Here is a 25760-nt window from a genome sequence, read left to right on the forward strand (position 1 = left end):
TCATGGAAAGGAGCGAAACAGAAGTGAGACGATACGCAATGATGAGTCTACTTTTTCTATTCGTTCTCATCGGTTGTGCACCAGAGAAGACAGACTTGCTTGGCATCAAGCAACCGGATGACGAGAAGGTTACAAAGGCGACGGTCGAGCGCGTCATTGATGGGGATACGTTAAAAGTAAAGTTGGCGGATGGGAAAACGGAGGACGTTCGTTTACTGCTCGTTGATACACCGGAAACCGTCAAACCGGATACACCGATTCAACCATATGGAACGGAAGCTTCAGCATTTACGAAAGAGACCTTACCGAGCGGGACAGCGATTCGGTTGGAGCGTGATCATTCCCGGAGCGATCGATACGGAAGATTACTCGCATACGTCTGGTACGGCGATAAGATGTTGAATCAGGAGTTACTTCGAAAAGGACTCGCACGTGTAGCGTTCGTCTATGAGCCGGACACACGTTATGTCGATATGTTCGAACAGATTGAACAGGAAGCCAAGCAGGCGAAGAAAAAGATTTGGGAGCACGATGGCTACGTCACGAATCGTGGCTTCGACGCTCAAGCGATTACAGAAACGAAATCCTGCGACATCAAAGGCAACATCAACCGGTCAGGTAAAAAAATCTACCATGTACCGGGAGGTCAGTCCTACGATGAAGTGAAGCCAGAGCAACGGTTCTGTACGGAAAAAGAAGCAGAAGAAGCTGGATTCGTCCGCGCTGCACGCTAATGAATGCAAACAAAAAGCCATCGAAATCGATGGCTTTTTGTTTATTCTACAGGTGGTGAGGGGGATTGATACTGCTGTACTTTATCATCTTCATCAAAGGAAATCGTGACATCGGTGATTCCTTTAAGAATTCGGATTTGAAGTTCAAGCCGGTCCTTGATGTCGTCCGCTTGGGCAATCGTTAAGTTAGGATCCACTTCAATCTCTGTCTCGACATGGAAGTGATCCCCTTCCTTAATGACTTCAAGCTTTTCAATATCACGAACCGCTTCATCACGTAATAGGATTTCACCGATTTTAGCAGTCAGTACTTCATCAATCTCACCGAGCGCACCGGCAGCATTTTGAATAAAGACATTATAGACGACGTAGAACATCATCAGACCAATCAAAATCGATGCAATGCCCTCTGCTTGATAAAACGATGTGTAATGCGAAATCAGAACGGCAATGATCGCGATGATACCACCGAGAGTCGCAACAAGATCTTCCATGAAGACAAGACGTGTAGCTGGTTTTGCCTGCCCAAGATGAGTGAAGCTTTGTCCGACAAGCGTCAATCCTCGGGATTTGAGCCCGGTTTCATGAGCAATCTCGATCATTGCTTTATAAAAGACGCCGACTTCGAGGACAACACCAATTCCAAGTGCCGTCAAAATGATCCAAAGCCCAGTCGTCTCTTCGCCAGGACCGTGTGCGATATGCAAGATGCCTTCACGAATCGTCTCATACGCAAGGAGTGCGACGACGATGATTGCAGCAAGTAACACGAGGTTAACAAGCCGACCGAATCCGTTCGGGAATCGTTTCGTTGGTGCTTTTTTACTGAGAGCAGAACCGATATAGACGAAAAACTGATTCGCCGCGTCACCGATCGTATGCATCATTTCAGCGAACATTGCAACGTTCCCAGTCAAGATATAAGCGACGAACTTGATGATAGCAATGATCGTGTTGACGACAGCAGCAGCAAGTGCTGACTTATTGCCGCGACGGATCAATGAGAAAAAAGTGGCCATGAGCGGTTCTCTCCTTGTCTATTCAAAATAGGTTAACCGCGTCCTGCTTGGAACGATGGATAAAGTGTCATTCCGCCGTCCGCAAAGAGTGTGATACCAGTGACATAACTCGCTTCGTCCGACGCAAGCCATGCGGCAACGGCTGAAATTTCCTCAGGTTTTCCGATATTGCCCATTGGAATCATACTCTCGACTTCTTTTCGTTGTTCCGGATCTTCGAATTTTTCAGCGTTGATCGGTGTATTAATCGCACCAGGTCCAATCGCATTGACCCGAATTCCTTTTGGTGCATATTCCATCGCAAGGGTTTGTGTCATTAATTTAACGCCACCTTTACTTGCAGCGTAGTGGACGAACGTTGGCCATGGAATGATTTCATGAACACTCGACATGTTGATGATGCTACCTTTGACATCATGTTCGACGAAGTACTTCAGTGCTTCACGCGCACCGAGGAATGCCCCTGTTAAGTTGACGTCGATGACTTTTTGCCAGTCTTCGAGTGACATTTCATGAGATGCTGACGGCATCTCGATTCCTGCGTTATTGACGAAAACATCCAACTGACCAAAGTGAGCGACAGTCTCTTTGACGAGATTGATCATATCGTCTTCTTTCGAGACATCTCCTTGAATCGTGATGGCTTCGCCGCCTTTATCTTGAATCGATTTCGCAATTTTCTTCGCTTCTTCCGGATGACTGCGATAGTTGATGACGACACGCATACCTTCCTCTGCATAACGGCGGACGATGGCTTCACCGATTCCCATTGATCCACCTGTCACGATGGCTACTTTTCCCTTTAAACTTTCATACATGATGCTTCACTCCTTCATTATTGTTTCGTAAATCCAATCATGATCCCACCAGCAACGACTAAAATACAACCGATGATGACGAAGGTCATTTCTTTCTTTGTCTTCGTTTCTTTTAGTAAGAGGACACCGCCAATCGTTGAGATGACGACTCCTGTTTGAGATAAGGAGAAGCTCGTTGCGACTCCGACTTTTGCTGTGGCAAAAAGTAAAGCGACGTTCCCGACAGCCCACATGAGTCCACCGACTGTATTGCCGGCTGTTTTCTTCGTGAAGAGATCTCCTTCTCGTAAAGAAAGGAGAATCGCACTCACGACCATCCCGACAGCTTGTGGTAAGACTGCTTCCCATCCATTGATATCGAACCAACGGGCAATGACGACGTAGCCGACATACCCGACAGTCGAGATGAGAAGAAGCGTCAGTCCTTTTCCGATATTCTCATCTTCTTTACTCTTATCTTCCTTGTAAGACGTGAAAGCTGCTCCGGCAATGATCAATACAAGGGCACTGATTCCGAGAATCAACGCAGTTGTCGTTGACCACTCTCCAAAAGCGAGAACACCAAACAACGATGTTCCGACGAGTTGCATCCCTGTTGAGATTGGCATCGTCTTTGAGACACCCATTTGACGGAATGCGGCAAACTGATTTTTTTGACCGAGCGCCCAGAAGGCACCAGAAAAGAATCCGGCGACCCAAGCAGTCGTCGACAGCTCTGGGCTGACAAAAAAGAAGGTGACGATCGCGAAAAGCAACGCACCCAGAGTCGTACCGATAATTTGTTGCGCCGTTGAACCTCCGATTTTTGAGACGACGAGCGGCAACGATCCCCACATTAATGCAGGAACGATGGCAATTAAAATATCAATCAAGTGTTTCACCTCTCCTTACTGTTATCTCTCTACTTGAAGCTGTACCCCGCGAGACGCGAGGAAAAACCTCGAAGCGTGAAGAAGAATTATTCTGAAATAAAAAAACGCCCATCGAAATGGACGTTTACTGATATTTCGTTTATCGGAACGGTTCGTCAGCAATCCGGACGATTTGTCGTCCGATTCGTCGACCATTCCATAATGCGATGACGGCGATTGTCAAAGAAATGCCCATGACGTCATACTGCGTAAAATAATAGCCGAGATAGCTAAAGGGAAGACTGATGATCCCGACGAGTGAACTCGTCCACTGCCGGATTTTAAGTGATTCGATGTTCGCGACACGAGAGAACTTTTGTTGCTCCATGATCCGCCAACGCGTCGGTTCGCTGAGAGCGTCGTTGACAAGACGCGGGAAGGCGAGCAATCGCGCACCGTACGATCCAGCGATTTGCAGATAACGATTTTGGTTTTTTCCTTCATCATCGAGCCAACGCCGAACCATTGGTTTGGCTAACTCGAGTAGGTTGATTTGCGGTGAAAGAATCTGAAGAATCCCAAGAATCGTCGAGGCAGCACGACCGAAGAACGCAAACTCGGCAGGGAGCTGGATCGGTTCGTTTCGGACGAGCAATTCGATATCGGATAAGACCTTCTCAATCAGTTTCGTATCGACGTTTTCCATATCACTCTCGAGATAGAACGTGACCGCTTTTTCAATTGCTTGTCGGATATTTTGCTTATTCGCATTCGGCAACAGGAATCGTAAATCTTCGAGACCATCGACGATCGCATCATAATCTAGTGTGACGAAGGATTGGAGGATTCGTTGAATCGCTCGCATGTCATCAGGCGTTGTCGCTCCAATCATCCCAAAATCAAGCAAGACGATTTTGCCGTCGGACTGGACGAGGACGTTGCCCGGGTGTGGGTCAGCGTGAAATTTCCCGCCGAACAGTAATTGCTCACCAGCGTTCAAGAAGAGATTACGCGCTAGTTCGTCACGATCAATCTGATGTTCCGCTAAATAATCGAGATCGGTGATACGTGTTCCGTCAATCCATTCCATGACGAGCACACGATTCGTACAATGTTCTTCATAATAACTCGGAATATAGATGACAGGATTCGTCTCATACATTTTTTTAAAGTAGAGACCGTTTTTTAATTCAGTTCGGTAATTCAATTCATCACCGATGACGAAGACCATTTGGCGATACAGACTTTGTAAATCAGTCGATTTGTTTAATGAAGTCCGGCGTAACATGGCAATGACGATGCGCATGGCACGGAAATCGGTTTTGATGATTTGTTCGATGTTCGGTCGCTGAACTTTGATCGCAACTTTTTTACCATTTGATTTTAAGATTCCGCTGTACACCTCACCAATCGAGGCAGAAGCGACAGGACGGGAACTGATATCCGAGATGATCTCTTCGATCGGCATACCCCAATCCTCTTCGATGATCTTACGTGACTCTCCAAGTTTACTTGAAGGAACTTTATCGACGAGTTCGGTCAGTTCCATCAAGACGGACGGAGGAAATAGATCGGCTCGAATCGACAAGAACTGACCGAGCTTGATCAGTAACCCTTCTAACCGTAATGCTTTTTTCTTATAGTCACGCGCAATCCGGATCATGATGCGCTCAAACTCTTCGTTGTTCGTACCTGGCCGGTTTTTCCGGGTGAATCGATAGATCGTAAAGATGTAACGTGCGAACATCGTCACGATGACGATGATGCGATAAAGCGCCCAACGTTTCATACGGTCACCTAGCTTCCTGTACAGTTTGTTTCAGTATAGGTTACTTTACCTAAAAACGTCACTCGCAAACGGTCGAAACGGTGACAGAAAATTAATGCTTTACGGAAACTAAAAAGAGAGTATAGTAAGTATTGGAATTTCTTTGTAGAAAGGTGAAATGTGCGCATGTCCTGGGACTTATTGAATATCATCGGCACGGTCGCTTTTGCGATGAGTGGTGCGATTGTTGCGATGGAAGAAAAATATGATTTATTCGGTGTCTGGTTACTTGCTTTGATCACAGCATTCGGCGGGGGTGCCATTCGTAATTTACTGATTGGTGTACCGGTATCCGCTCTCTGGTCGCAAGGTGGTCTCTTTTTAGTCGCGATTCTCGTTGCGTTGTTGATCTTCATGTTACCCCAGTTGTTCTTGCCGCACTGGACACGTTGGGGCGTCCTCGCGGATGCGCTCGGATTGTCTGCGTTTGCGATTCAAGGTGCTTTGATGGCGACAGCAAAAGGACTGCCATTGTCAGCAACGATTTCAGCTGCTGTGCTGACTGGTGTTGGTGGTGGAGTGATTCGCGATTTACTCGCTGGTCGGAAACCACTCGTCTTGCATAAAGAGATTTATGCGATGTGGGCCGTCATGGCAGCACTTGTGATTGATCGTTTCCAATTGACGAATCCTCTACATTTGTTCACATTGCTCGGACTCATCACTGTTTTACGTATGCTATCGTATTATTATGAATGGAATTTACCAGCACGACGGTTAGGGGGAGAATAAGCATGAAAGTTTTCATTATGATTGGCGCGATCTCGATGATGTTATCGGTCGCACTAGGTGCATTCGGTGCACACGCCTTAAAAGATATGTTGACGGAACGGATGCTCGCGAACTGGCAGACAGGCGTTCTTTACCAGATGGTACACTCGCTCGGTATCCTAGCACTCGGGGGACTCTTATTAAAAGCATCGATTCCACAATGGTCGTTGGCTGCATGGCTGATGCTCGCCGGAATCGTCTTCTTCTCCGGTAGTCTGTACGTCATGGCATTGACGAACGTAACAAAACTGGGTGCTATCACACCGATCGGTGGCGTTTTGTTCATCGCAGCATGGATCTTTGTCGCGATTGGTGCCTACAAAGGATTATGAGGATTGACCGTTTTTCTTCCGTTATGAAGAAGAACGGTCTTTTTTGTATGAAAAACGCCTACTCGCGATGGAGTAGGCGTAGGTATCAAAACGAATTCATCGTTTTGTCGTTTGAGTTTTGTTTAGCTTCGATAATGCTTGCTCATAGCGATCCAGTACGCGATCTGCAACCGGTTTCAGCTCTTTTGAAAGCACAGCGAATTGCAATTCACGCGATCGTGTCGATCGGTTCATAGCATTCCCCATGGTAATTCCTCCTTACGTAATCAACCTACTATTTTATAGCCTGTTTTGTAGCCGCAAGGAGTATATTCCCATGAGATATTTCAATCAAACGTCATTCAACACATTAAAGTGCAAAATGAGTATTTAATTGTTCACTTTCGAGACGGTTCCCGATGAAGAACTCACCAAACTCACCGTACTTCGCGCTGACTTCGTCAAAACGCATTTCATAGACGATTTTCTTGAACTGAAGAATGTCGTCTGAGAAGAGCGTAACGCCCCATTCCCAATCGTCAAATCCAGTTGATCCACCGATGATTTGCTGAATTTTCCCAGCATAACTCCGACCAATCATACCGTGACGATACATGAGCTCTTTTCGTTTCTCCATTGAAAGCGTGTACCAGTTGTCGCCATCGCGACGTGACTTGCTCATCGGATAGAAGCAGATGTGCTTCGCTTGCGGCAAGATTGGATAGAGACGATCACGCACGTAAGGGTTCTCGTATGGGTTTCCTTCGCCTGAACCACGGTACGTACCGAGTTCGACGACAGAAACGTAAGAATACGTCGGGATCAAGTAATCATAGAGATCGAGTTTCTGCATTTTGACTTCGACGTCTTGAATTTGTTCCATCGTTGGACGAAGAACCATCAAGACGAGATCGGCTTTTTGACCGATGATTGTATAAAGTGCGTGGCTTCCGTCTTTTGCCGCTTCGACACCAGAAAGCTCTGAGAGGAAGGATTGGAATTCTTCAATCATGCGCGCACGGTCTGTCGCGTCGACTTGTTTCAAGCGTGACCAATCGATCCGGCGGAAATCATGTAATGTATACCAGCCGTCGAGTGTTTCAGCGGCTTGTTGCGTAGCAGTCGGTTCAGATGTTTGGTGTTGCATGGGATGACCTCCTGAGTCTGAAATAAATTGTCTTTTTCCATATCCTATCTTATCACATTCTATTGAAACGCTTCGCCCGAAAAGTTCTTTGTCCATGAGATCGTAACACATGAAAAAAGCAGAGAGTGGGTAAAAGGGGAAGTGGAGATTACTTTGCTTGGAAATAGTCTCTGTACCATTCTTAAAAATGACTGTAATAGTCAGTGAATATGGCTTCAGTGCTTTTGTTAGATAACTTTTTTGCAAATTGTTTTAACAACGATTGAGAACTGTGTATAATAAACGATGGAAAAGAAAATCGATCAAATCGACGACGTCGTGTTTACCTAAAAGGAGAGAAACTCATGCAATTATTCGATATGTTAGAACAAAAGATTAAAGCGCACCAACCGAAAATCGTCTTCCCAGAAGGCATTGACGCGCGTGTTCTTGGCGCAGCTGTCCGTTTGAAGAAAGACGGTCTCGTCACACCGATCGTCATCGGACCACGTGTACAAATCGAAGAAACAGCAGCAGCGAACGGAATCGATGTCACGGGACTTGATACGATCGATCCTGCTTCTTACGCTGGAATCGATGAGCTCGTCGCATCGTTCGTTGAGCGTCGTAAAGGGAAAGCAACAGAAGAGCAAGCACGTGCTGTCATCTTAAAAGACGTGAACACGTTCGGTACGATGCTCGTTCACACAGGACAAGCAGAAGGTCTTGTATCGGGTGCGATGCACGCAACAGGCGATACAGTTCGTCCAGCACTTCAAATCATCAAAATGCAAGAAGGCTATAAAAAAACATCAGGCGTCTTCATCATGGTACGTGACGATGAGCAATACGTCTTCGCAGACTGCGCAATCAACATCGCACCAGATGCGAACGATCTAGCAGAGAACGCAATTGCGTCTGCAAAAACAGCGAAAACATTCGGGATCGATCCAAAAGTAGCATTGCTCAGCTTCTCAACAAAAGGTTCAGCAAAATCACCAGAGACAGAGCGTGTCGTTGAAGCAACTCGCATTGCTAAAGAACGTGCACCAGAGCTTGCGATCGATGGCGAACTCCAATTCGATGCAGCATTCGTTCCAAGCGTCGCGAAATCAAAAGCACCAGAATCAGATGTCGCCGGTCAAGCGAACGTCTTCATCTTCCCAAGTCTTGAAGCTGGAAACATTGGCTACAAAATCGCACAACGTCTTGGTGGATTCGAAGCAATCGGTCCGATCCTGCAAGGGTTGAACAAACCGGTCAACGATCTTTCACGCGGTTGTAACGAAGAGGATGTTTACAAACTCGCGATCATCACGGCAGCGCAAGCAGTCGAAGAACGCCAAGCCTAAGCACGGTGTGAAAAAGTCTTTACTTTTTCGCTAAACCCCGTACAATGGTACACATCACGAAAATCACGAAACGTAAACGTATAGCAACGCTCGTATAATAGTGGGAATTGGCCCACGAGTCTCTACCGGATCGCCGTAACGGTCCGACTACGGGTGGTGAGTTACTGCTCTCTTTTTTGGCGTACAGTGGCTGCCCCCGGGTAGCGGCTGTACGTTTTTTCGTTTTTAAAGAGGAGAATGCATGTATGAAACGTCTACACGACATGATTAATCAAGAAGGAATCGTCTTATCGGATCAAGTATTGAAAGTGGATGCCTTTTTAAACCACCAGGTCGACCCGACCTTGATGTGGGAAATCGCCTATGAGTTCATGGACCGCTTCCAAGATGCCGGTATCACACGGATTTTGACGATCGAAGCAGGTGGTATTGCCCCGGCAATGATGACGGCGCTCCGTTTAGGGGTACCAATGGTCTATGCTCGTAAGACGAAATCCGTCACCTTGAATGAAGGAACGATTTCAGCTGAAGTCTTTTCGTTTACGAAACAACAGACGAGTACGATTACGGTTGCAGAAAAATACCTACAACCGGGGGAACGTGTCTTGATCATCGACGATTTCCTCGCGAACGGGGAAGCGGCATTTGGTCTTGCTCGCCTTGTTGAGCAAGCAGGTGCGGAAGTTGCCGGTTTTGGGATCGTCATTGAAAAGTCGTTCCAACCGGGACGTCAAAAGTTAATCGAAGCCGGGTTCCGCGTCGAGTCACTCGCTCGTGTGGAGTCGTTGAAGGACGGAAAAGCGACGTTCGTTGACTCGGTGACCGTATGAGACTATCGAACTTCAAAGCCGCTAGTCTCGGACTTCAGCATGTGCTTGCGATGTACACAGGAGCAGCTGTCGTTCCGCTGATCGTCGGGAGTGCAATTGGATTGTCGGGAGAAGAACTCGCTTATTTAGTGGCGATTGATCTCTTCATGTGTGGCGTAGCGACCTTACTACAAGTGCTCGTCACGAAATATACAGGCGTTGGTCTTCCGGTCGTCCTCGGTTGTACCTTCACTGCAGTCGGTCCGATGATCGCGATCGGTAGTCTTCAAGGGATCACGGCGATTTATGGTGCTTTGATTGCGAGTGGGTTGATCATTCTCGTCATCTCAGGCTGGTTTAGTAAGATCGCCGTCCTGTTCCCGCCAGTCGTCCTCGGTTCTGTCGTGACGATCATTGGGATTTCCTTGATTCCGGCTGCAATCAACGATATCGGGGGCGGACAAGGGGTGAAGGACTTTGGTGACGCACGTTATCTTGGACTCGCCGGACTAACGATCGTCTTGATTTTAATCTTGAATCGCTACGGCACGGTCTTTTCAAAAGCAGCAGCCGTCTTGATTGCTGTAATGATCAGTACACTCGTCGCGTTTGGCATGGGGATGATCGACTTCAGTCCGGTGGCGGAAGCGTCATGGTTCCAAATGGTGACGCCATTCTACTTCGGTGTTCCGACATTCAATGCGACGGCGATCTTGACGATGACGCTCGTTGGTCTCGTCTCAATGGTCGAATCGACAGGTGTGTTCTTGACACTTGGTGAGATCACGGATCGCCGTTTGACGGATAAAGACCTAGCACGTGGCTACCGGGCAGAGGGTGTCGCGACGATTGTTGGCGGTATCTTCAACAGTTTCCCGTATACGACATACAGCCAAAACGTCGGTCTCGTTCAATTGACTGGCGTGAAGACACGTAAAGTCATTTTATTTGCGGGTGGATTTTTAATCTTGCTCGGTTTCTTACCAAAAGTGGCGACGTTCACGACGTTGATTCCAAAACCTGTGCTAGGTGGGGCAATGTTGATCATGTTTGGAACGGTCGCAGCGAGCGGGATTCGTATTCTGTCGCGGGTCGATTTTTCGAAGAACGAACACGTCATCACGGTGGCACTCGCGCTCGGAATTGGTTTAGGAATCAGTATGAATCCTGAGATCGTAGCCGGTCTCCCGTCACAAATCCGTGTCTTGACGGACAGCCCAATCGTCGCAGGATCGCTAACGGCATTATTGCTAAATGGAATCTTCCGATTGACGAGTAAGTCGGAGTCAGTAGACGCGCCACTTGCTAAAGTTGATTAACAATTGTAACTTTCCGAAAGGAGCCGTCCTGTATACTACTTAGTAGCAGGAGGTTCCTTTTTTTATAATGCTAACGTAATCAGAATATTCCGAGTATGTGATTTTGGTAAGAAATATCATATGAAAACGTTTACAAAATCGACACATCTTCTTTATACTGACAACGTAGCGGTACGGGGAACTGCTAAGAAACAAACAGAGACGGGAAGGACGTCGTAAAAATGAAACAACAGACAGAGTTGAATCGGGGACTGGAAGAACGTCACATTACACTGATGTCGCTGGGGGCGGCAATCGGTGTCGGACTCTTCCTAGGGTCAGCAAAAGCGATCCAATTAGCAGGACCAGGGATTTTACTTGGTTATCTGATTGGTGGTGTCATCATTTTCATTATCATGCGAGCACTTGGGGAGCTTGCAGTGCGGGAGCCGGTGGCTGGTAGTTTTGCGGAGTATGCCCGGAAGTATGTCAGTCCACTAGCTGGCTTTTTAACAGGTTGGAATTATTGGTTACTCTGGATTTTTACGTGTATGGCGGAAATCACAGCAGTCGGTATTTACATGAAAGTATGGTTCCCGGATTCTCAGGGGTGGGTATGGGCACTAGCAGCACTTGTCTTGATGACGAGCATCAACTTCATTGCTGTTAAATTTTATGGTGAATTCGAATTTTGGTTTGCGTTGATTAAAATCGTCGCGATCGTCGCCATGATCATCTTAGGGACCTTGACGATTGTCATTGGTCTTGGAAACGGCGGCACACCGGTTGGAATTTCAAACCTGTGGTCACATGGTGGATTCCTGCCGAACGGATTCGGTGGAGTACTCCTTGCCATGCAGATGGTCATGTTTGCGTTCTTAGGAATTGAAGTGATTGGGGTCACAGCAGGGGAAGCGAAGAACCCGAAGAAAACGATTCGAAAAGCCGTCAATAACGTCTTCCTTCGGATTTTAGTATTCTACATCGGTGCGCTCTTCGTCATTTTATCGATTTATCCGTGGGATCAAGTCGGAGCGAACAATAGTAGTCCGTTCGTATTATTATTTGATTCACTTGGTATTCCAGCAGCAGCCGGCATCATCAACTTCGTTGTCTTAACGGCAGCACTCTCGTCATGTAACTCCGGTATCTTCTCGACAGCCCGGATGATGATGAACTTATCCGAGAACAGTGAAGCACCACGTCGTTTCTCGAAAATCTCGAAAAACGGTGTCCCGGCACTGGCGACGATTCTTTCAGGTGTCGCGTTGCTCGTTGGTGTCGCTTTGAACTACTTCTTACCGGAAGATGTCTTTGCGATCGTTACGAGTATTGCGACGTTCGGAGCCGTCTGGACGTGGGCAATGATTCTGATCGCCCAGATGCGGGCGCGGAAGGTACATGGTTCAGCAGAATTCGCTGTTCCATTCTTCCCGGTCGCGAACTACATTGCCCTCGCGGCACTTGCTGGTGTCATCGTCTTGATGGCATTTGACGCAAGTACACGCATCGCTTTGGTCGTTGGACCACTATGGTACGCGATTCTGATTGCTGTCTATTATGCACGGGGAATGCATAAGGAGACACGTCAGTCGACGCGTCGAGCATCAGGAGAATAATGAGATGGGCGGATCCGCAAACGGGTCCGCTTTTTCATCACTTCGTATCAAACGGTTTCGTTTTGTTTTGATGATGAATTTGCTACACTTACGGCAGAACCATACAGGAGGTCATACGAAATGAAAACGATTCATGTAGATGAGTTACAAGAGCGATTAGAGGCAGGCGAGGCGTTACACGTCGTTGACGTCCGGGAGCAGGATGAATACGATGCAGGACATATTCCGAACGTCCGCTTCCTTCCGATGTCTGAAATCGGTGAACGCTATACGGAGCTGCAAGAAGGTGAAACCTACTACTTAATCTGTAAAGCGGGCGCGCGAAGCGAAAACGTCGGTCGTTTCCTCGAGCAGTATGGATATGATATCGTCAACGTCGAAGGCGGCATGATGAACTGGAAGGGCGATCAAGAAGCATAAGGGTAAGCGTTACCAAGGAAGACGACTCCATACGGGTCGTCTTTTTTTCATGTGAATCAATGAACGATTATTATTTTTACTATGAATATTCTTCGCTATTCTTCCGATAAAGAAGGTAGAATAGCGAGTCCTTGCACTCGGGAATGGAGTGACACATGGAACAAAAGATGAAACGCACGATGAGCATCAAACAAAAATTAATTCTGACATCGATTCTATTATTAGTAATTCCAGCGCTCGTGATTGGATTTGTTGCCTACAATCAGGCGAAACAAACGATGACGGAGCAAATTCTACAATCGGCACATGGTGGAGTCGATCGAATGAACGATGAGATTCAGAATATCATTGATCCGATGCGACGCGATGTCGCCTTTTTTGCGGACCGAATTGACGGGACGCTCTATCAAAAAGGAAAACAAAATGCAGCGTTGAAGGAAAAAATGACGGAATATCTCGACATGCATCCGCAAGCGGCGAACATCTATTTCGCGACGACAGAAGGGGATATGAACATTTTCCCGGAACAAGTCATGCCCGAGGATTATGACCCACGTGAGCGCTCGTGGTACCAATCGGCTGAAGCAGCCGGTGGAAAAGTCGTCATAACGGATCCATACGTCGATGCTGCCTCGAACAAGATGATGGTGACATTGTCACAAACGACCGGAAACGGAAGAGGTGTCGTGGCGATTGATGTCGATGTCGACCGCATCGCGGAAATCGCGAAAAAGATTAAAATTGGTAAAGAGGGTTATGTGACGATTCTCGATTCGAATAAGAAGTTCGTTACGCACCCGACGCTAAAACCAGGTGAAAAGGCAACAGGGAACTGGGTTGCGCCACTCTACGATGACCCAGCCGGACAATTTTCGTATGAATTCGAAAATGAAGGTAAACAGATGGACTTCATGACGAACGATTTAACGAAGTGGAAGGTTGCCGGAACCCTGTACGATCATGAAATCACCGATGCGACGTCGAGTATTCTGTGGACAACGCTTGCTGTCATCGGCGGAATGTTACTCGTCGCAGCCGTCTTCATTTACTTCATCCTTCGCTCGATCTTACGCCCACTCGGTCATTTGACACGTGGGGCAGAACGGATTCAATCTGGTGATTTGACGGAACCCGTCATCGTTGAATCAAACGATGAGGTCGGACAGGTCGCGCAAAGCTTTAACGTCATGGTCGATTCACTCCGCTCGATCATCATCAATCTCGACCAGTCGATCACACAAGTGGCCGGCTCGTCGCAGGAATTAATGGCGAACTCTGCCCAGACGACGTCCGCATCGGAACAGATCGCGGGATCGATTCAACAGGTCGCAGCAGGGGCGGATCAATCGAAACGTCAACTCGATGCGAATGCCGTTTCGCTCCAGTCGATTACAGCGGGCATCATGCGAATTGCTGAGAGCTCAACCGATGTGTCAGAGCTATCACGTTCAACGGCAACAGAAGCCGAGAACGGAACGGTTGCTGTACTACAGAACGTCCAGCAGATGAAAGAAATCGATGCCTCCGTTCAAAACTTCGGTGGTGTCATCAGCTCACTCGCACATCGTTCGAATGAAATCGGGAAAATCGTCGATGTCATCAACGGCATTGCCGAACAAACGAATTTATTGGCACTGAACGCGGCGATTGAAGCAGCACGGGCAGGCGAAAACGGAAAAGGGTTCGCCGTCGTCGCAAGTGAAGTGCGTAAACTAGCAGAGCAGTCACAGGACTCAACGAAGCAGATTGCGCAACTCATTCAAAACATCAAGCAGGAGACGGATCAATCAGTCACGATGATGAAGGAAGTCTCAGGACAGACGAAAGCTGGCTTGTCGACGACAGAAGCATCAGCAGAACGATTCCAGAAGATTCTCGAACGGACACAAGAGATGACACCACGAATCGAAGACGTGACGGCAACTGTCGAGGAAATCGCAGCGAACGTTCAAGAAGTGTCAGCGTCTGCGACAGAAATCGCTCATATCGCGCAAGAGAATTCATCGGCGTCGAAACAAGTGGCGGCAACGACGGAAGAGCAGTTGAGTGCGATGGAAGAGATTTCGCAATCCGCTAAAGCATTATCCGATATGGCAGAAGAGCTACAGGTACTCGTTGCTCGTTTCCGTGTTTAACCTATCGATTATACAAAGCAAGGAAGCTAGTCTTCCTTGCTTTTTTTCGTCTGTCACTATTCTGTGACGAACTGAACAAATAGCTTGGAATCCTTGTGAATCCGGGCTTGAGATGGTACTAAATCGGGAAAATAATAAGTATCTAACACTTCGAAGGAGGTGGGTACGGTGAAGCAGTTACGCAAGATACGTGAGTGGCAGGATGCGGGTCTGTTGGATGAATCAACCGTCGAACGAATCATGAACTACGAAAAGCAACATTCAACGAAACAACGCCTCCCGCTCTTGTTGATTGTAGGGGGTACGTTCGTCGTATTGGCTGTGTTCAGCTTTTTAGCTGCCAACTGGCAAGTCATGCCGATCGGATGGAAAATCGGACTTGTCGTAGCACTCATGTGGAGCTGTTACGTCATGGCGGATCTTTCGGAACGTCGGAGTATGTTGCATCCGATTGTCTTCCGAATCGGTGGAATCCTAGCGTTTGGCGCCTCGATTCTCGTCGTTGTTCAAAGTTTCCACTTGCCGATGGAAGGATCATTACTCGGATGGTGTGTGTTTGTCGCCGCGTTAGCGCATTATGTGCTTTGGCGTCATGAAGCATACGGTGTCGTCGCCTTCCTTTCCGGATGGACGATCTTCACGAGTCTCAGTGGTTTTGGTCAAGAACAGGCGAGTTATCTCGACTGGACATCGTTCGGTCTGATGGTCGTGCTGTCGTTCAGTTGGTTTTACTTCAGTCAACGTCTGCCATCGCTTTTGTTTAGCTGGCTGTTTCTCTTCTTCAGTGGTCTCTCCTTGTTTCTCCTTGTATCATATGACGGATTCCTGTGGCCGGTCTGGACGCTATTTTTACTCGTTCCAGTTCTCTGGCTTGTTCGTGAGGAGTCCAATCGCCGGATCGTCGAAATGGTCTATCTGGTCGTTGCTGCCATCAGTTCGATCGTCTATCTGTCTGTACGTGCGGAATCAAATGCCGCATTACCATCTATGACAGAAGCGATTCTGCTAGCTATCGTATCCATCGGATTAGGAATTTTCCTCTATCAAAAACGTCGCTCCTTATTGTTTATCGTTCCGCTTGGATTCGTCGGAGTCCTGTGGCTCGATGAACAGGCAATTCTACTCGCCATCCTTTTTGAAATATCGGCGCTAGTCTATTTGTTGTATCAAGAACGCCGTCATGCGGTCGTCTGGCCAGCCTTTCTCTATTTCATTCTCGTTCAAATCGCGATATACGTCATCTATGCGTGGGATCGGTTGAACATGTCCTTATTTTTCCTCATCGGTGCGCTACTCATCTTCCTATTATCCGGTATCTTATGGTGGTTACGCCGTAGAGGAGGTGTGGCGTCATGAAACGCTATCTCATGCCCGTATTGCAGACGTGCGTCGTCGGTCTGTTGATTGTCAGCTTTTTTGCAACCTCCTGGTTCGGAACATCGTACCGTTTTCGGGCAGAACCGTTTGATCCGTTTGATCCCGTTTACGGTGAATATGTGATGCTGCAGTATCCGGATTTAAAACCAGGTCCGACGATTCAAAACGGGCGTGTTTATGTCAGCTTCAAGACAGATGCTTCTGGTTATGCTCAAATCGATCGGATTTCGAATGAACGATTCTTCGGAAGTGTTGCTGGCGACTATTACGATCAATACGTGTCGATTCCACAGTTGACGCAGTATTATGTCGAACAGGGAAGCGGAAAACAATACGAGAAAGCAAAAGCACTGGAAGTCCGTGCGGATGTGTCACCATGGGGAACGATCCGGACAACGAATTTAAAAATTTCTGAGTAAAAAACCTTGCGTCAGGAATGAAACGGTTGTACTATTAATTTAAATTTTCAGACAACTAAATCTGCATGCGTAGACGGGAAGAGTAAAGTGATCAGAAATCGATAGAGAGTCTCTGTTGCTGGAAATGAGACGATTTCGTCATTTGAAGATGGTCCCGGAGCAGTCGGAAGAACGTGAACCGTGTTCATCAGTAGAACCGACCGGTAGGACGGATACCGTTAGCATTCCATGGAGTCTCGTACTCCTAGAGGTGGCTGAACGTGAGTTGAGCCATGAACGAAGGTGGTACCACGTGATCAGACATCACGTCCTGAGAGATGAGGGCGTGGTGTCTTTTTTGTGGGGACGTTTGCGCAGGAGGAGGATGACGAGATGGCAGAAGCATTGGTATTGCAATCAGACTTTGGCGTGAGTGACGGGGCAGTGAGTGCAATGTATGGAGTTGCCCACAGCATCAATCCGGAGATTCGGATTTTTGATTTGACGCACGACATTCCGCCCTTCCACATTTGGGAAGCGTCCTATCGGTTACTGCAGACGGTGCCGTACTGGACGGAGCAAACGGTGTTCGTTTCTGTCGTTGATCCAGGAGTCGGATCAAGTCGAAAGAGTGTCGTCGCGCGGACGCATGCGAATCAATATATCATCACACCGGATAACGGAACGTTGACGCATCTTTGGCAAGCCGGATACATTGCTGAAGTGAGGCAACTCGATGATCGACGGCATCGCTTACCGCGGATGGGTGAATCGTATACGTTTCACGGACGAGATATCTTTGCCTTCACGGGTGCTCGGTTATCGAGCCATGTCATCACATTCGAGGAAGTAGGACCCGTTTTACCTGCTTCGGACATCGTCTTGCTCGACCGGACACTTGCCTCGTCGTCGGATACCGGTGTTACCGGTATCGTCGAAATTCTCGATGTTCGCTTCGGAAATGTCTGGACGAATATTCCGGTCGCTCTCGTCCGTCAGGCGGGTCTCGACATCGGTAGCCACGTCAAGGTAACGATTTCGTACCGAGAACGGATTGTTTACGAACAAACACTGCTATTTGGTTACTCGTTCGCCGATGTGCCGGTTGGTTCAGGCGTCGTCTACATCAACTCGTTGGATCAGATTGCTCTTGCCTTGAATCAAGGTTCGTTTGCGCATGCATTTGAGGTTGGGATCGGAAATGATTGGAGTGTTAACGTACAACAAATCAAAGGAGGAGATCGAACATGAAAGGATTTACGACAAAACAGATCGTCGCAACCGGGATCGGAGCAGCAGTATTCATCATTTTAAGTCGATTCGCTGTGATTCCGACAGGCGTACCGAACACGTCAATTGAGACATCCTATGCATTTCTCGCATTCATGGCAGTTTTGTTCGGACCAGTCACAGCCGGTTTGATCGGTCTGATCGGTCATGGATTAAAAGATGCGATTTTATATGGGTCCCCGTGGTGGAGCTGGGTCATCGTATCCGGGTTCGTCGGCTTTGGCATCGGATTGATCGCTAACCGGATTCGTCTAGAAGAAGGCGGATTGACGACACGTAAAATCGTCTTATTCAATGTCACACAAGCCATCGTGCAAGCGATCGGTTGGATCATCATTGCACCGGTACTCGATATCTTAATTTACACGGAGCCAGCGAACAAAGTCTTCGTCCAAGGGGCTGTCGCTGCGACATCGAACATCTTGACAGTCGGTGTCATTGGAACGTTGTTGCTCGTCACCTATGCGAAAACAAGAAGTAAAGCAGGCAGCTTGAAACGCGAAGCTTGACCGAATGAGCTATGATCCTGTGCGAAGAGACGGCAGGATCATAGCTCATTTAGCTTGGGGGGGAGAAGGACATGACAAACGTAATCGAATTTCAGGATTTTTCATTTACATATCGGAGTCAGTCGGAACCGACACTCCGACAGATTCAGTTAACGATTCAAGCAGACGAACGCATCTTAATCGTTGGACCGTCGGGTTCAGGAAAAAGTACGCTCGCCCAGTGCATCAATGGGTTGATTCCGTTCTCGTACCCTGGAACGTGGGAAGGACAGGTCCTGATCAAAGGGCAGGATGCCCGGGAGTTATCGTTATTTGATCGTTCGCTGCATATTGGAACGGTGTTACAGGATCCAGATGCGCAGTTCGTTGGTTTATCGGTTGGCGAAGACATCGCCTTTGCGCTCGAAAATAAACAGACTGGGCGACCGGAAATGCAGGAGATCGTCGAACGCGTCGCACGGATGACGGATGTCGAGATGCTCTTGCAAGCACGATTGAATGATCTATCAGGAGGACAACGACAACGGGCGGCATTAGCCGGAGTCCTCGTCGAAGATGCGGACATCTTACTGTTTGATGAGCCGCTCGCGAATCTCGATCCGGTAGCGGGACAAGAAGCGATGGCGCTTATGGATCGACTGCAACGTGATACGAACCGCACACTGATCGTCGTCGAACATCGAATCGAGGATGTACTCGTCATTCCGTTTGACCGCATCATCGTCATGGTCGATGGGGAAATCATTGCCGATGACCATCCGGATGTCATCTTAAGCAATGGCGTGCTTCAACAAGCGATTTTACGTGAACCTCTCTATGTCAGTGCCGCACGCTGGGCTGGGCTTGCCGTTCAACCTTCAGACCAGCCTAGCCGCATCGATCCCTTTTTAAAGCGATTCAACCAGACGAACGTGTTAGAGCGTTTAGAGAAAGCTGCTCAAAAAGAGACTGAAACCTCTACTGCATGGCTCGAACTTGAGCAGTTGGCGTTTCATTATCGCCAAGGAACACCGGTGCTTGAGAATGTGACAGCCTCTTTTCAAAAGGGAACGCTGACGACGATCGTCGGTCAGAATGGTGCCGGAAAATCCACGCTTGCGAAAGTGTTGAGTGGTTATCAACGGACGACAGGCGGTCGGATCCTGCTTGACGGAATCGACATCACGAACCAATCGATCGCAGAGCGAGCGGGAACGATCGGATTCGTCCTGCAAAACCCGAATCATATGATTTCAAAACACCTCGTGCAGGAAGAAATTCGCTACGGGATGCAGGCTCTCGGATTGAGTGAGGCGGAAGAAAACGAGCGTCTCGAGCAGACGTTACGTCGCTGTGGATTGTATCCGTTTCGCAATTGGCCGATTCAGGCACTGAGTTTTGGTCAGAAGAAACGGGTGACGATCGCTTCGATTCTCGTTCGACGACCGGATATTCTGATTCTCGATGAACCAACAGCCGGTCAAGATTATCGACATTATTCGGATATGATGGACTTTTTAGAAGGATTGAAGCAGGACGGGATGACGTTGCTCATCATCACGCACGACATGCACCTCGTCTTAGAATACAGCGATCAAGTCTGCCTCGTGCAAGCTGGGCGTATCCGTTATGCTGGGACATCATTTGGACTGCTGAATCAAGAACAATTACTGCATCACGCCCATTTAAAACAAACATCACTCTTTACGATAGCGCAACACCTTGAAGTCGATCCGGAACGTTTCGTCGAGTCCGTGATTACGGCGGAGCGGAAGGAGCGGGAACAATGGCTGTAGAAATGCTTGGTTATATTGAAAAAACGTCACCGATTCATCGCTTGACGGGAACGACGAAACTGATCGGATTCTTGTTATTTACGACAGCAACGATGTTCACCTATGATACACGCGTCCTACTTGTAATGGGGTTAGTCAGTATCGTGTTATTCCGCTTGTCGCGTATCCAGTTTCGGGAAGTCCGGTTCGTCTTGATCTTTACAGCGATATTCGTCCTGATCAATGCGCTTGCCGTTTATTTGTTCGAACCGGAGCAAGGCGTTGGAATCTACGGATCCCGTCACGTGTTACTTGAGGGTATTGGACGATTTACGGTAACAGCAGAACAAGTGTTTTATCTGTTTAATCTCATCTTAAAATACAGTGTGATCGTTCCGATTGCTGTGTTGTTTCTCGTGACGACCCATCCGACGGAGTTCGCTTCTTCGTTGAATCGGATTGGTGTTCCGTATAAGATTGCCTTTGCGGTCTCCTTAGCGCTCCGTTATATTCCGGATGTACAAGCGGATTTTCGGACGATTGCGAACGCTCAAGAAGCACGAGGGATTGCTGTCTCACACGGCTCCCTTTGGCAACGGGCACGCAATAGCATCCAGATTTTACTTCCGTTGCTATTTACGAGTCTCGAGCGGATTGAGACCGTCAGTAATGCGATGGATCTCCGTGGATTCGGTGCCGGACGAAAGCGGACGTGGTACAACCAGCAGACGATGACACGGATTGATTATGTCGCCATCAGTTGCGTAGTACTATTAACGGTTTTCTCCTTCGTTGTCACTTTCTATGATGGCAATCGCTTTTATAATCCGTTTTAAAAATGAAATACGAAAAAGGCAGTGGATGCGTCCACTGCCTTTTGTCATATGACCAATCCGCTTACGCAGATCGTTTTTGATTTTCCCAACGTGGTGAATTCAACAGTTCAATCCATTTCTTGACGGCTGAGATCGTGATGACGATCGCGAGCAGTCCCATCGTTACAGACAAGACCGTATTCAAGATGCTGAAACCTGGAGAATCCGGGTTTGCATAGACGTTTGCGACCATCCAGATATCCGCGAACGTTACCGTGATCAGAAGATAGACGAGCGGGATAAACGTCGTCAGGGCATAGATTTTTTTGTCGGCGATTTTCAAGATGATCGTCGTTCCGATGATCAAGCCAATCGACGCCATCAGCTGATTCGATACCCCGAATAATGCCCAAATTGAACCAATGTCACCCGAGAACAGGAGATAGCCCCAGAAGAACGTCCCGAGTGCCGAAGCGAAGATGGCACCTGGAATCCAGTCGACACGTTTGAGTGGTTTGTAGAACTCCCCGAAGAAATCTTGAATCAAGTAACGGGCGACGCGTGTTCCTGCATCGATTGCTGTTAGGATGAAGACCGCTTCGAACAAAATGACGAATTGGAAGAAGAAACCGGCAATCTCTTTGAACCATGGGATGGCGCGGAAGATGAACGTCATACCGACAGCGAGTGAGACGGCACCACCTGTTCGACCTGCCAGATCGAGACCGATTTCACGGGATAGATCATCGAGATAGACTGTGCTCATGCCGAGTGTCGCGAATACTTCAGGAGTTGAGTTGATGGCGAAGTAGTCACCGACTTCAAGCGATGTCGCAGCGATCAATGCCATGACGGCAACGAGACATTCGACAAGCATGGCACCGAAGGCAACGGGTTTGATGTCGCTCCAGCGATTGATCATCTTCGGTGTCGTACCAGAACCGACGAAAGCGTGGAAACCAGAAATCGCACCACAGGCAATCGTGATCGAGATGAATGGCCAGACTGGACCAGCAATGATTGGACCACCGCCATCAACGAACTTCGTGAACGCTGGGAAACGAATATCTGGGTTGATGATGAAGACACCAACGATCAAGGCAAGAAAGACACCGATTTTCATAAAACTCGATAAATAGTCGCGAGGTGCGAGTAAGAGCCACACTGGCAGTGCAGCGGCAAAGAACGCATAAATCGGTAAAGCAATCGCGAGTTGACGGGATGAAAGGTCGAACCAGTCACCGATGAATGTTTCCGTTAACTGAGGACCAAAACCAATTGCCGCTAAAATCAGTAAGAAACCAACCGTTGAAGCAAGTGCTAGATTGCCACCTTTACGTAAGTAAATCCCAACGAACATCGCGATCGGAATCGTCGAGAAGACAGCGAATGTACCCCATGGGTTATGTTCAAGTGCGTGCAAGACGACCATCGATAGACCGGCCATCGTGATCGTGATGATGAAGAGCATCGCCAGACCGGCACAAAAACCAGCGACTGGTCCCAGCTCTTTTTTAGCGACTTCAGACAGCGACTGACCGTCTTGGCGCATCGAGGCAAAAAGAACAACCATATCATGGACCGCTCCACCGATGACGGCACCGATTAAGAGCCACAGTAAGCCGGGGAGATATCCGAACTGAGCAGCAAGGACAGGTCCGACGAGTGGACCGGCAGCAGCGATTGCCGCAAAATGGTGTCCGAACGAGACCCATTTGTTCGTTGGGACGTAATCTTTTCCATCCGCTAATTTATGAGCGGGCGTTTCGCGATCATCTTTGATTTTTAAGACTTTCGCAGCCATGAACGTGCCGTAGAGACGATACGCGATTAATAAGATACAGATGACAGCAATAACGATTGGAGTAGCGCTCATCTAAAATTCCTCCTCTTGAATGAACTATGATGGATTTAGTATACAAGTTATGGAAGCGCTTTCTTTGATTTTTAGATGAGTTGTCGGTTTCGTTCGATGAAAGGTTGAAAATGGACCTTGAATCACAAAAAAGAAGCGCTCAAATACCGAGCGCTTCTTTCAGTAGTTTGACATACGTCCGACTGACTGGCACATCAATCTGATGAATTTTTAAATTATAGGCTCCGTTGAACCAAGGTTCGATTGCATCGATTGCTGATAAGTTGACGAGATACGAGCGGTGAACCCGTAAAAAGCGATGATCTTGAAGCTTTCGTTCGAGTTCGAGTAAGGTCTCGTTCGATGGATACGCCTCATGTTCCGTGACGATCTTCGTCTTCCCGTTCTCAGCGACGATGTAATCGATATCTTGAGGAGACAATAATTTCAGTTGTTCGCCCGTCTCGACGGCTAAACGTTCAAGTCGAGGTGCTTTTTTCGGAAGCGGTCGCGCAACTTTTTCAATCGCACGGACAATCCGAGCCGGATCATACGGTTTCAAGATGTAGTCATAGGCATTGAGCTCAAACGCTTCAAGCGCATGAGCATCATATGCCGTCACAAACAAAAGAGCCGGAGGACGTGGCATCGATTTCAAGCGTTTGGCGACTTCAAGACCACTTCCGTCCGTTAGCTCGATATCGAGAAAGACTAAGTCGGGTTGAAGGGAGCGAACGAGTCGTTCGGCTTCCTCGACACTGCCGGTTTCCCCGACGACTTCAAGACCGGCTGCAGTGACGTGATAACGGAGCTCGTCACGTGCGAGCGGTTCATCTTCAATCAACAAGGTGCGCATGCTGGATCTCCTTTCTGACTTCAATCGGGAGACGAATCGCGATCGTCGTGCCGTTTTGACCGTCACTCGTGATCGTAAACTGTCCCTTTTCACCATATAAACTTCGAATCCGTTCTGCCGTATTGAATAATGCGGTACCGGTGCCTGAGGACGGAACGACTTCTCGACCGAGACGAGCAAGGCGCGAGGCGTCAATCCCGCGTCCGTTATCGACGACTTCGAGACACAGCTGGTCTGCCTCACACCATGCCGTCACCCCGACATATCCTGTCTGTTCAGAAGAAAACGCGTGAAGGAATGCATTTTCGATCAACGGTTGTAAGATGAACGGTGGAACGAGTAAAGAAGTCGTCTCGTCTGCTAAATCAATGTCGAGAAACGGACGATTCGGAAAACGAGCGGCTTCAAGCGATGTGTATGCTTCGATGTGCTCGAGTTCCTTTTGGAGCGGAATTTTCGTCGATCGTGCGCCTTGGAGGTTACTACGGAAGAACGTCGACAATTCAAGCAACAACGTGCGTGCCTGTTCGACATCCGTCCGGCACAGTGCATAAATCGTATTGATCGCATTAAACAGGAAGTGGGGATGAATTTGTGCTTCAAGTGCCCGAATTTCGGCATCCTTGAGTAAACCGGCTTGACGCTCTGCGTTCCCGAGTGCCAGTTGTGTCGAGAACAATTTCGCTAACCCTTCAATGAGTTCGACTTCGACGGCGTCGAGCAATTCGGCATGCGGATAATAGACTTTCAACGTCCCAATCGTCGTTTCCCCAACGATGAGCGGAGCGATGATGCCGGCTTGAAGGGGACAATCCGTTACAGGACAGCCGATATCGAGTCGTTCCGTCACAAGACGAACTTGTCCGTCCTGCAAGACATGCTCAGTCGGTTTCGTCGTCCAGTGACTGCCAGCTTGATGGTGGTCGCTCCCGATACCGATATGGGCCAGGATGACGGAACGATCCGTCAGTGAGACGGCTTCGGCTCGCGTTTGCTGCAACAGAATTTCCGCGACAGCTTCTGCCGTATGAATATGTAGACCACGCGTCAGATGCGGAAGCGTCAAATCGGCGATATGCAACGACCGTTCGGCTTCTCGTGCCCGAACCGTTTCCTCTTCTCGCGCAGCAAGGCGGATGATCGATAAGAACAACCAGACACCGAGGACGTTGATCAGTGTCATCGGTACGAAGATGAACTGGACGAGTTCGACTGCCGCATCAAAGGGGCGGGCGAATAGTAAAATCAACGACATTTCAAACAGCATTAAAAAAGCAGTCAAACACACGGGCAATAACGCTTGGCTACTGAGGCGGTCGCGCCAATAGGAGCGTAAGAGACCGCTGACACCGCCGGCGATGACGGTCGAAAGCGCACAAGCGAACGCTGTGAATCCGCCGAGGGAATACCGGTGAACCCCGACGATGAGTCCGGTCATCAAGCCACCGAGCGGACCAGCGAGCAATCCGCTGATGACGACGATCATCGTTCGTGTGTTTGCAATCGCTGATGTCCCGTCGACTTCTTCGAGCCAAGCATGAGGTAAGAATTCAGCTAAGTCGACTTTGACCCCTGTATAGTTACTTAAAATACCGTACGTCGCAAAAAACAGGACGAGGACACGAAATTGCCAGCCCGCTTCCGGTTGACGCAGCAGCCGTCGTGTCGGTCCCCACTGGGCGAGGATGAACGCTAAGATGATCATGATACCGAGTCGTTCGAGTAAAAAAGGAATCAGTTCCAACATGTGCATTCCTCCATTCGAGTTAAGTGTAAACGCTCGCAAAAGGGAGAGCAATGCCGGCACACAAAAAA

At 48.3% G+C, this 25760-nt stretch carries 24 protein-coding genes and 1 riboswitch; of the genes, 15 read left to right on the forward strand and 9 right to left on the reverse strand.

What is annotated here, in order from left to right; all coding sequences use genetic code 11:
• Window positions 1-38: 38 nt before the first annotated feature.
• Complete coding sequence (locus KNQ08_RS11980) at window positions 39-734, forward strand: thermonuclease family protein (RefSeq protein ID WP_251133704.1); 696 nt, start codon at window positions 39-41, stop codon at window positions 732-734.
• Between the two features lie 41 nt (window positions 735-775).
• Here the strand turns inward: KNQ08_RS11980 and KNQ08_RS11985 are convergent, their stop codons facing one another.
• From KNQ08_RS11985 to KNQ08_RS12000, 4 genes are all read right to left on the reverse strand, one after another.
• Window positions 776-1753, reverse strand: coding sequence for a cation diffusion facilitator family transporter (locus KNQ08_RS11985; RefSeq protein ID WP_149426653.1), 978 nt, complete (start codon window positions 1751-1753; stop codon window positions 776-778).
• Between the two features lie 32 nt (window positions 1754-1785).
• A complete protein-coding gene (locus KNQ08_RS11990) occupies window positions 1786-2571 on the reverse strand; it encodes a glucose 1-dehydrogenase (protein WP_058265461.1) in 786 nt (261 codons plus the stop codon).
• Window positions 2572-2588: 17 nt separating this feature from the next.
• On the reverse strand, window positions 2589-3440 hold the full coding sequence (locus tag KNQ08_RS11995) for a GRP family sugar transporter (protein WP_174514744.1): 852 nt from the start codon (window positions 3438-3440) through the stop codon (window positions 2589-2591).
• A gap of 142 nt (window positions 3441-3582) precedes the next feature.
• Window positions 3583-5211 carry an ABC1 kinase family protein gene (locus KNQ08_RS12000; RefSeq protein ID WP_214805865.1) on the reverse strand — a complete coding sequence of 543 codons (1629 nt, stop codon included), beginning with the start codon at window positions 5209-5211 and terminating at the stop codon, window positions 3583-3585.
• A gap of 165 nt (window positions 5212-5376) precedes the next feature.
• Between KNQ08_RS12000 and KNQ08_RS12005 the strand changes: the two genes are divergently transcribed.
• Window positions 5377-5982, forward strand: coding sequence for a trimeric intracellular cation channel family protein (locus KNQ08_RS12005; protein WP_023466752.1), 606 nt, complete (start codon window positions 5377-5379; stop codon window positions 5980-5982).
• A 2-nt stretch (window positions 5983-5984) separates the two neighbouring features.
• The gene (locus KNQ08_RS12010; RefSeq protein WP_023466753.1) at window positions 5985-6353 is read left to right on the forward strand and encodes a DUF423 domain-containing protein; all 369 of its coding nucleotides are present in this window, start codon (window positions 5985-5987) and stop codon (window positions 6351-6353) included.
• A 96-nt stretch (window positions 6354-6449) separates the two neighbouring features.
• On the opposite strand, the gene KNQ08_RS12015 is transcribed toward KNQ08_RS12010, so the two are convergent.
• Both KNQ08_RS12015 and hemQ read right to left on the reverse strand, forming a co-directional pair.
• Window positions 6450-6599: a hypothetical protein gene (locus tag KNQ08_RS12015; protein WP_023466754.1), complete on the reverse strand. Its 150-nt coding sequence runs from the start codon at window positions 6597-6599 to the stop codon at window positions 6450-6452.
• Window positions 6600-6702: 103 nt separating this feature from the next.
• Window positions 6703-7479 carry a hydrogen peroxide-dependent heme synthase gene (gene hemQ, locus KNQ08_RS12020; RefSeq protein ID WP_058265464.1) on the reverse strand — a complete coding sequence of 259 codons (777 nt, stop codon included), beginning with the start codon at window positions 7477-7479 and terminating at the stop codon, window positions 6703-6705.
• A 344-nt stretch (window positions 7480-7823) separates the two neighbouring features.
• Here hemQ and pta point away from each other — a divergent pair, with 344 nt between their 5' ends.
• The 12 genes from pta (at window position 7824) to KNQ08_RS12080 (ending at window position 21255) form a co-directional block, all read left to right on the forward strand.
• Window positions 7824-8810 carry a phosphate acetyltransferase gene (gene pta, locus KNQ08_RS12025; protein ID WP_055969917.1) on the forward strand — a complete coding sequence of 329 codons (987 nt, stop codon included), beginning with the start codon at window positions 7824-7826 and terminating at the stop codon, window positions 8808-8810.
• Between the two features lie 70 nt (window positions 8811-8880).
• Window positions 8881-8980: riboswitch (purine riboswitch) on the forward strand.
• 75 nt (window positions 8981-9055) lie between these two features.
• Window positions 9056-9640 carry a xanthine phosphoribosyltransferase gene (locus KNQ08_RS12030; protein ID WP_023466757.1) on the forward strand — a complete coding sequence of 195 codons (585 nt, stop codon included), beginning with the start codon at window positions 9056-9058 and terminating at the stop codon, window positions 9638-9640.
• Window positions 9637-10938, forward strand: a complete 1302-nt coding sequence (locus KNQ08_RS12035; RefSeq protein ID WP_058265465.1) for a nucleobase:cation symporter-2 family protein — start codon at window positions 9637-9639, stop codon at window positions 10936-10938. Before KNQ08_RS12030 ends, KNQ08_RS12035 begins: the two co-directional genes overlap by 4 nt.
• 221 nt (window positions 10939-11159) lie before the next feature.
• Complete coding sequence (locus KNQ08_RS12040; protein WP_035399195.1) at window positions 11160-12536, forward strand: amino acid permease; 1377 nt, start codon at window positions 11160-11162, stop codon at window positions 12534-12536.
• A 120-nt stretch (window positions 12537-12656) separates the two neighbouring features.
• Window positions 12657-12956, forward strand: a complete 300-nt coding sequence (locus tag KNQ08_RS12045; protein ID WP_023466762.1) for a rhodanese-like domain-containing protein — start codon at window positions 12657-12659, stop codon at window positions 12954-12956.
• A 167-nt stretch (window positions 12957-13123) separates the two neighbouring features.
• A complete protein-coding gene (locus tag KNQ08_RS12050) occupies window positions 13124-15091 on the forward strand; it encodes a methyl-accepting chemotaxis protein (protein ID WP_251133705.1) in 1968 nt (655 codons plus the stop codon).
• A gap of 168 nt (window positions 15092-15259) precedes the next feature.
• Window positions 15260-16447, forward strand: coding sequence for a DUF2157 domain-containing protein (locus KNQ08_RS12055; protein ID WP_214805871.1), 1188 nt, complete (start codon window positions 15260-15262; stop codon window positions 16445-16447).
• Window positions 16444-16887 (forward strand): GDYXXLXY domain-containing protein, encoded by a 444-nt coding sequence (locus KNQ08_RS12060; RefSeq protein ID WP_023466766.1) that lies wholly within the window; start codon window positions 16444-16446, stop codon window positions 16885-16887. Before KNQ08_RS12055 ends, KNQ08_RS12060 begins: the two co-directional genes overlap by 4 nt.
• 372 nt (window positions 16888-17259) lie before the next feature.
• Entirely contained in the window at window positions 17260-18117 is an 858-nt protein-coding gene (locus KNQ08_RS12065; RefSeq protein WP_214805874.1) for an SAM hydrolase/SAM-dependent halogenase family protein, read from the forward strand.
• Window positions 18114-18665: an ECF-type riboflavin transporter substrate-binding protein gene (locus KNQ08_RS12070; protein ID WP_023466768.1), complete on the forward strand. Its 552-nt coding sequence runs from the start codon at window positions 18114-18116 to the stop codon at window positions 18663-18665. The genes KNQ08_RS12065 and KNQ08_RS12070 overlap by 4 nt, the downstream gene beginning before the upstream one ends.
• A gap of 71 nt (window positions 18666-18736) precedes the next feature.
• Complete coding sequence (locus KNQ08_RS12075; protein ID WP_214805877.1) at window positions 18737-20440, forward strand: ABC transporter ATP-binding protein; 1704 nt, start codon at window positions 18737-18739, stop codon at window positions 20438-20440.
• Window positions 20431-21255: an energy-coupling factor transporter transmembrane component T family protein gene (locus tag KNQ08_RS12080; protein WP_214805880.1), complete on the forward strand. Its 825-nt coding sequence runs from the start codon at window positions 20431-20433 to the stop codon at window positions 21253-21255. The genes KNQ08_RS12075 and KNQ08_RS12080 overlap by 10 nt, the downstream gene beginning before the upstream one ends.
• A gap of 61 nt (window positions 21256-21316) precedes the next feature.
• On the opposite strand, the gene KNQ08_RS12085 is transcribed toward KNQ08_RS12080, so the two are convergent.
• The 3 genes from KNQ08_RS12085 to KNQ08_RS12095 all read right to left on the reverse strand — a co-directional run bounded on the left by KNQ08_RS12085 (window position 21317) and on the right by KNQ08_RS12095 (window position 25692).
• Window positions 21317-23110 (reverse strand): carbon starvation CstA family protein, encoded by a 1794-nt coding sequence (locus tag KNQ08_RS12085; protein ID WP_029343192.1) that lies wholly within the window; start codon window positions 23108-23110, stop codon window positions 21317-21319.
• Between the two features lie 139 nt (window positions 23111-23249).
• Window positions 23250-23945, reverse strand: a complete 696-nt coding sequence (locus tag KNQ08_RS12090; RefSeq protein WP_029343193.1) for a LytR/AlgR family response regulator transcription factor — start codon at window positions 23943-23945, stop codon at window positions 23250-23252.
• Window positions 23926-25692, reverse strand: coding sequence for a LytS/YhcK type 5TM receptor domain-containing protein (locus tag KNQ08_RS12095; RefSeq protein ID WP_214805883.1), 1767 nt, complete (start codon window positions 25690-25692; stop codon window positions 23926-23928). The genes KNQ08_RS12090 and KNQ08_RS12095 overlap by 20 nt, the downstream gene beginning before the upstream one ends.
• Between the last annotated feature and the right edge of the window lie 68 nt (window positions 25693-25760).

The organism is Exiguobacterium sp. s46, assembly GCF_018618875.1.
Lineage (GTDB): Bacteria > Bacillota > Bacilli > Exiguobacteriales > Exiguobacteriaceae > Exiguobacterium_A > Exiguobacterium_A abrahamii.

Excerpts from the sequence above, each read along its gene's own strand:
- KNQ08_RS11980 (WP_251133704.1), top strand. The coding sequence starts at position 39 with ATGATGAGTCTACTTTTTCTATTCGTTCTCATCGGTTGTGCACCAGAG.
- KNQ08_RS11985 (WP_149426653.1), bottom strand. The coding sequence starts at position 1,753 with ATGGCCACTTTTTTCTCATTGATCCGTCGCGGCAATAAGTCAGCACTT.
- KNQ08_RS11990 (WP_058265461.1), bottom strand. The coding sequence starts at position 2,571 with ATGTATGAAAGTTTAAAGGGAAAAGTAGCCATCGTGACAGGTGGATCA.
- KNQ08_RS12000 (WP_214805865.1), bottom strand. The coding sequence starts at position 5,211 with ATGAAACGTTGGGCGCTTTATCGCATCATCGTCATCGTGACGATGTTC.
- KNQ08_RS12005 (WP_023466752.1), top strand. The coding sequence starts at position 5,377 with ATGTCCTGGGACTTATTGAATATCATCGGCACGGTCGCTTTTGCGATG.
- KNQ08_RS12010 (WP_023466753.1), top strand. The coding sequence starts at position 5,985 with ATGAAAGTTTTCATTATGATTGGCGCGATCTCGATGATGTTATCGGTC.
- KNQ08_RS12015 (WP_023466754.1), bottom strand. The coding sequence starts at position 6,599 with ATGGGGAATGCTATGAACCGATCGACACGATCGCGTGAATTGCAATTC.
- hemQ (WP_058265464.1), bottom strand. The coding sequence starts at position 7,479 with ATGCAACACCAAACATCTGAACCGACTGCTACGCAACAAGCCGCTGAA.
- pta (WP_055969917.1), top strand. The coding sequence starts at position 7,824 with ATGCAATTATTCGATATGTTAGAACAAAAGATTAAAGCGCACCAACCG.
- KNQ08_RS12030 (WP_023466757.1), top strand. The coding sequence starts at position 9,056 with ATGAAACGTCTACACGACATGATTAATCAAGAAGGAATCGTCTTATCG.
- KNQ08_RS12035 (WP_058265465.1), top strand. The coding sequence starts at position 9,637 with ATGAGACTATCGAACTTCAAAGCCGCTAGTCTCGGACTTCAGCATGTG.
- KNQ08_RS12040 (WP_035399195.1), top strand. The coding sequence starts at position 11,160 with ATGAAACAACAGACAGAGTTGAATCGGGGACTGGAAGAACGTCACATT.
- KNQ08_RS12045 (WP_023466762.1), top strand. The coding sequence starts at position 12,657 with ATGAAAACGATTCATGTAGATGAGTTACAAGAGCGATTAGAGGCAGGC.
- KNQ08_RS12050 (WP_251133705.1), top strand. The coding sequence starts at position 13,124 with ATGAAACGCACGATGAGCATCAAACAAAAATTAATTCTGACATCGATT.
- KNQ08_RS12060 (WP_023466766.1), top strand. The coding sequence starts at position 16,444 with ATGAAACGCTATCTCATGCCCGTATTGCAGACGTGCGTCGTCGGTCTG.
- KNQ08_RS12065 (WP_214805874.1), top strand. The coding sequence starts at position 17,260 with ATGGCAGAAGCATTGGTATTGCAATCAGACTTTGGCGTGAGTGACGGG.
- KNQ08_RS12070 (WP_023466768.1), top strand. The coding sequence starts at position 18,114 with ATGAAAGGATTTACGACAAAACAGATCGTCGCAACCGGGATCGGAGCA.
- KNQ08_RS12075 (WP_214805877.1), top strand. The coding sequence starts at position 18,737 with ATGACAAACGTAATCGAATTTCAGGATTTTTCATTTACATATCGGAGT.
- KNQ08_RS12080 (WP_214805880.1), top strand. The coding sequence starts at position 20,431 with ATGGCTGTAGAAATGCTTGGTTATATTGAAAAAACGTCACCGATTCAT.
- KNQ08_RS12085 (WP_029343192.1), bottom strand. The coding sequence starts at position 23,110 with ATGAGCGCTACTCCAATCGTTATTGCTGTCATCTGTATCTTATTAATC.
- KNQ08_RS12090 (WP_029343193.1), bottom strand. The coding sequence starts at position 23,945 with ATGCGCACCTTGTTGATTGAAGATGAACCGCTCGCACGTGACGAGCTC.
- KNQ08_RS12095 (WP_214805883.1), bottom strand. The coding sequence starts at position 25,692 with ATGTTGGAACTGATTCCTTTTTTACTCGAACGACTCGGTATCATGATC.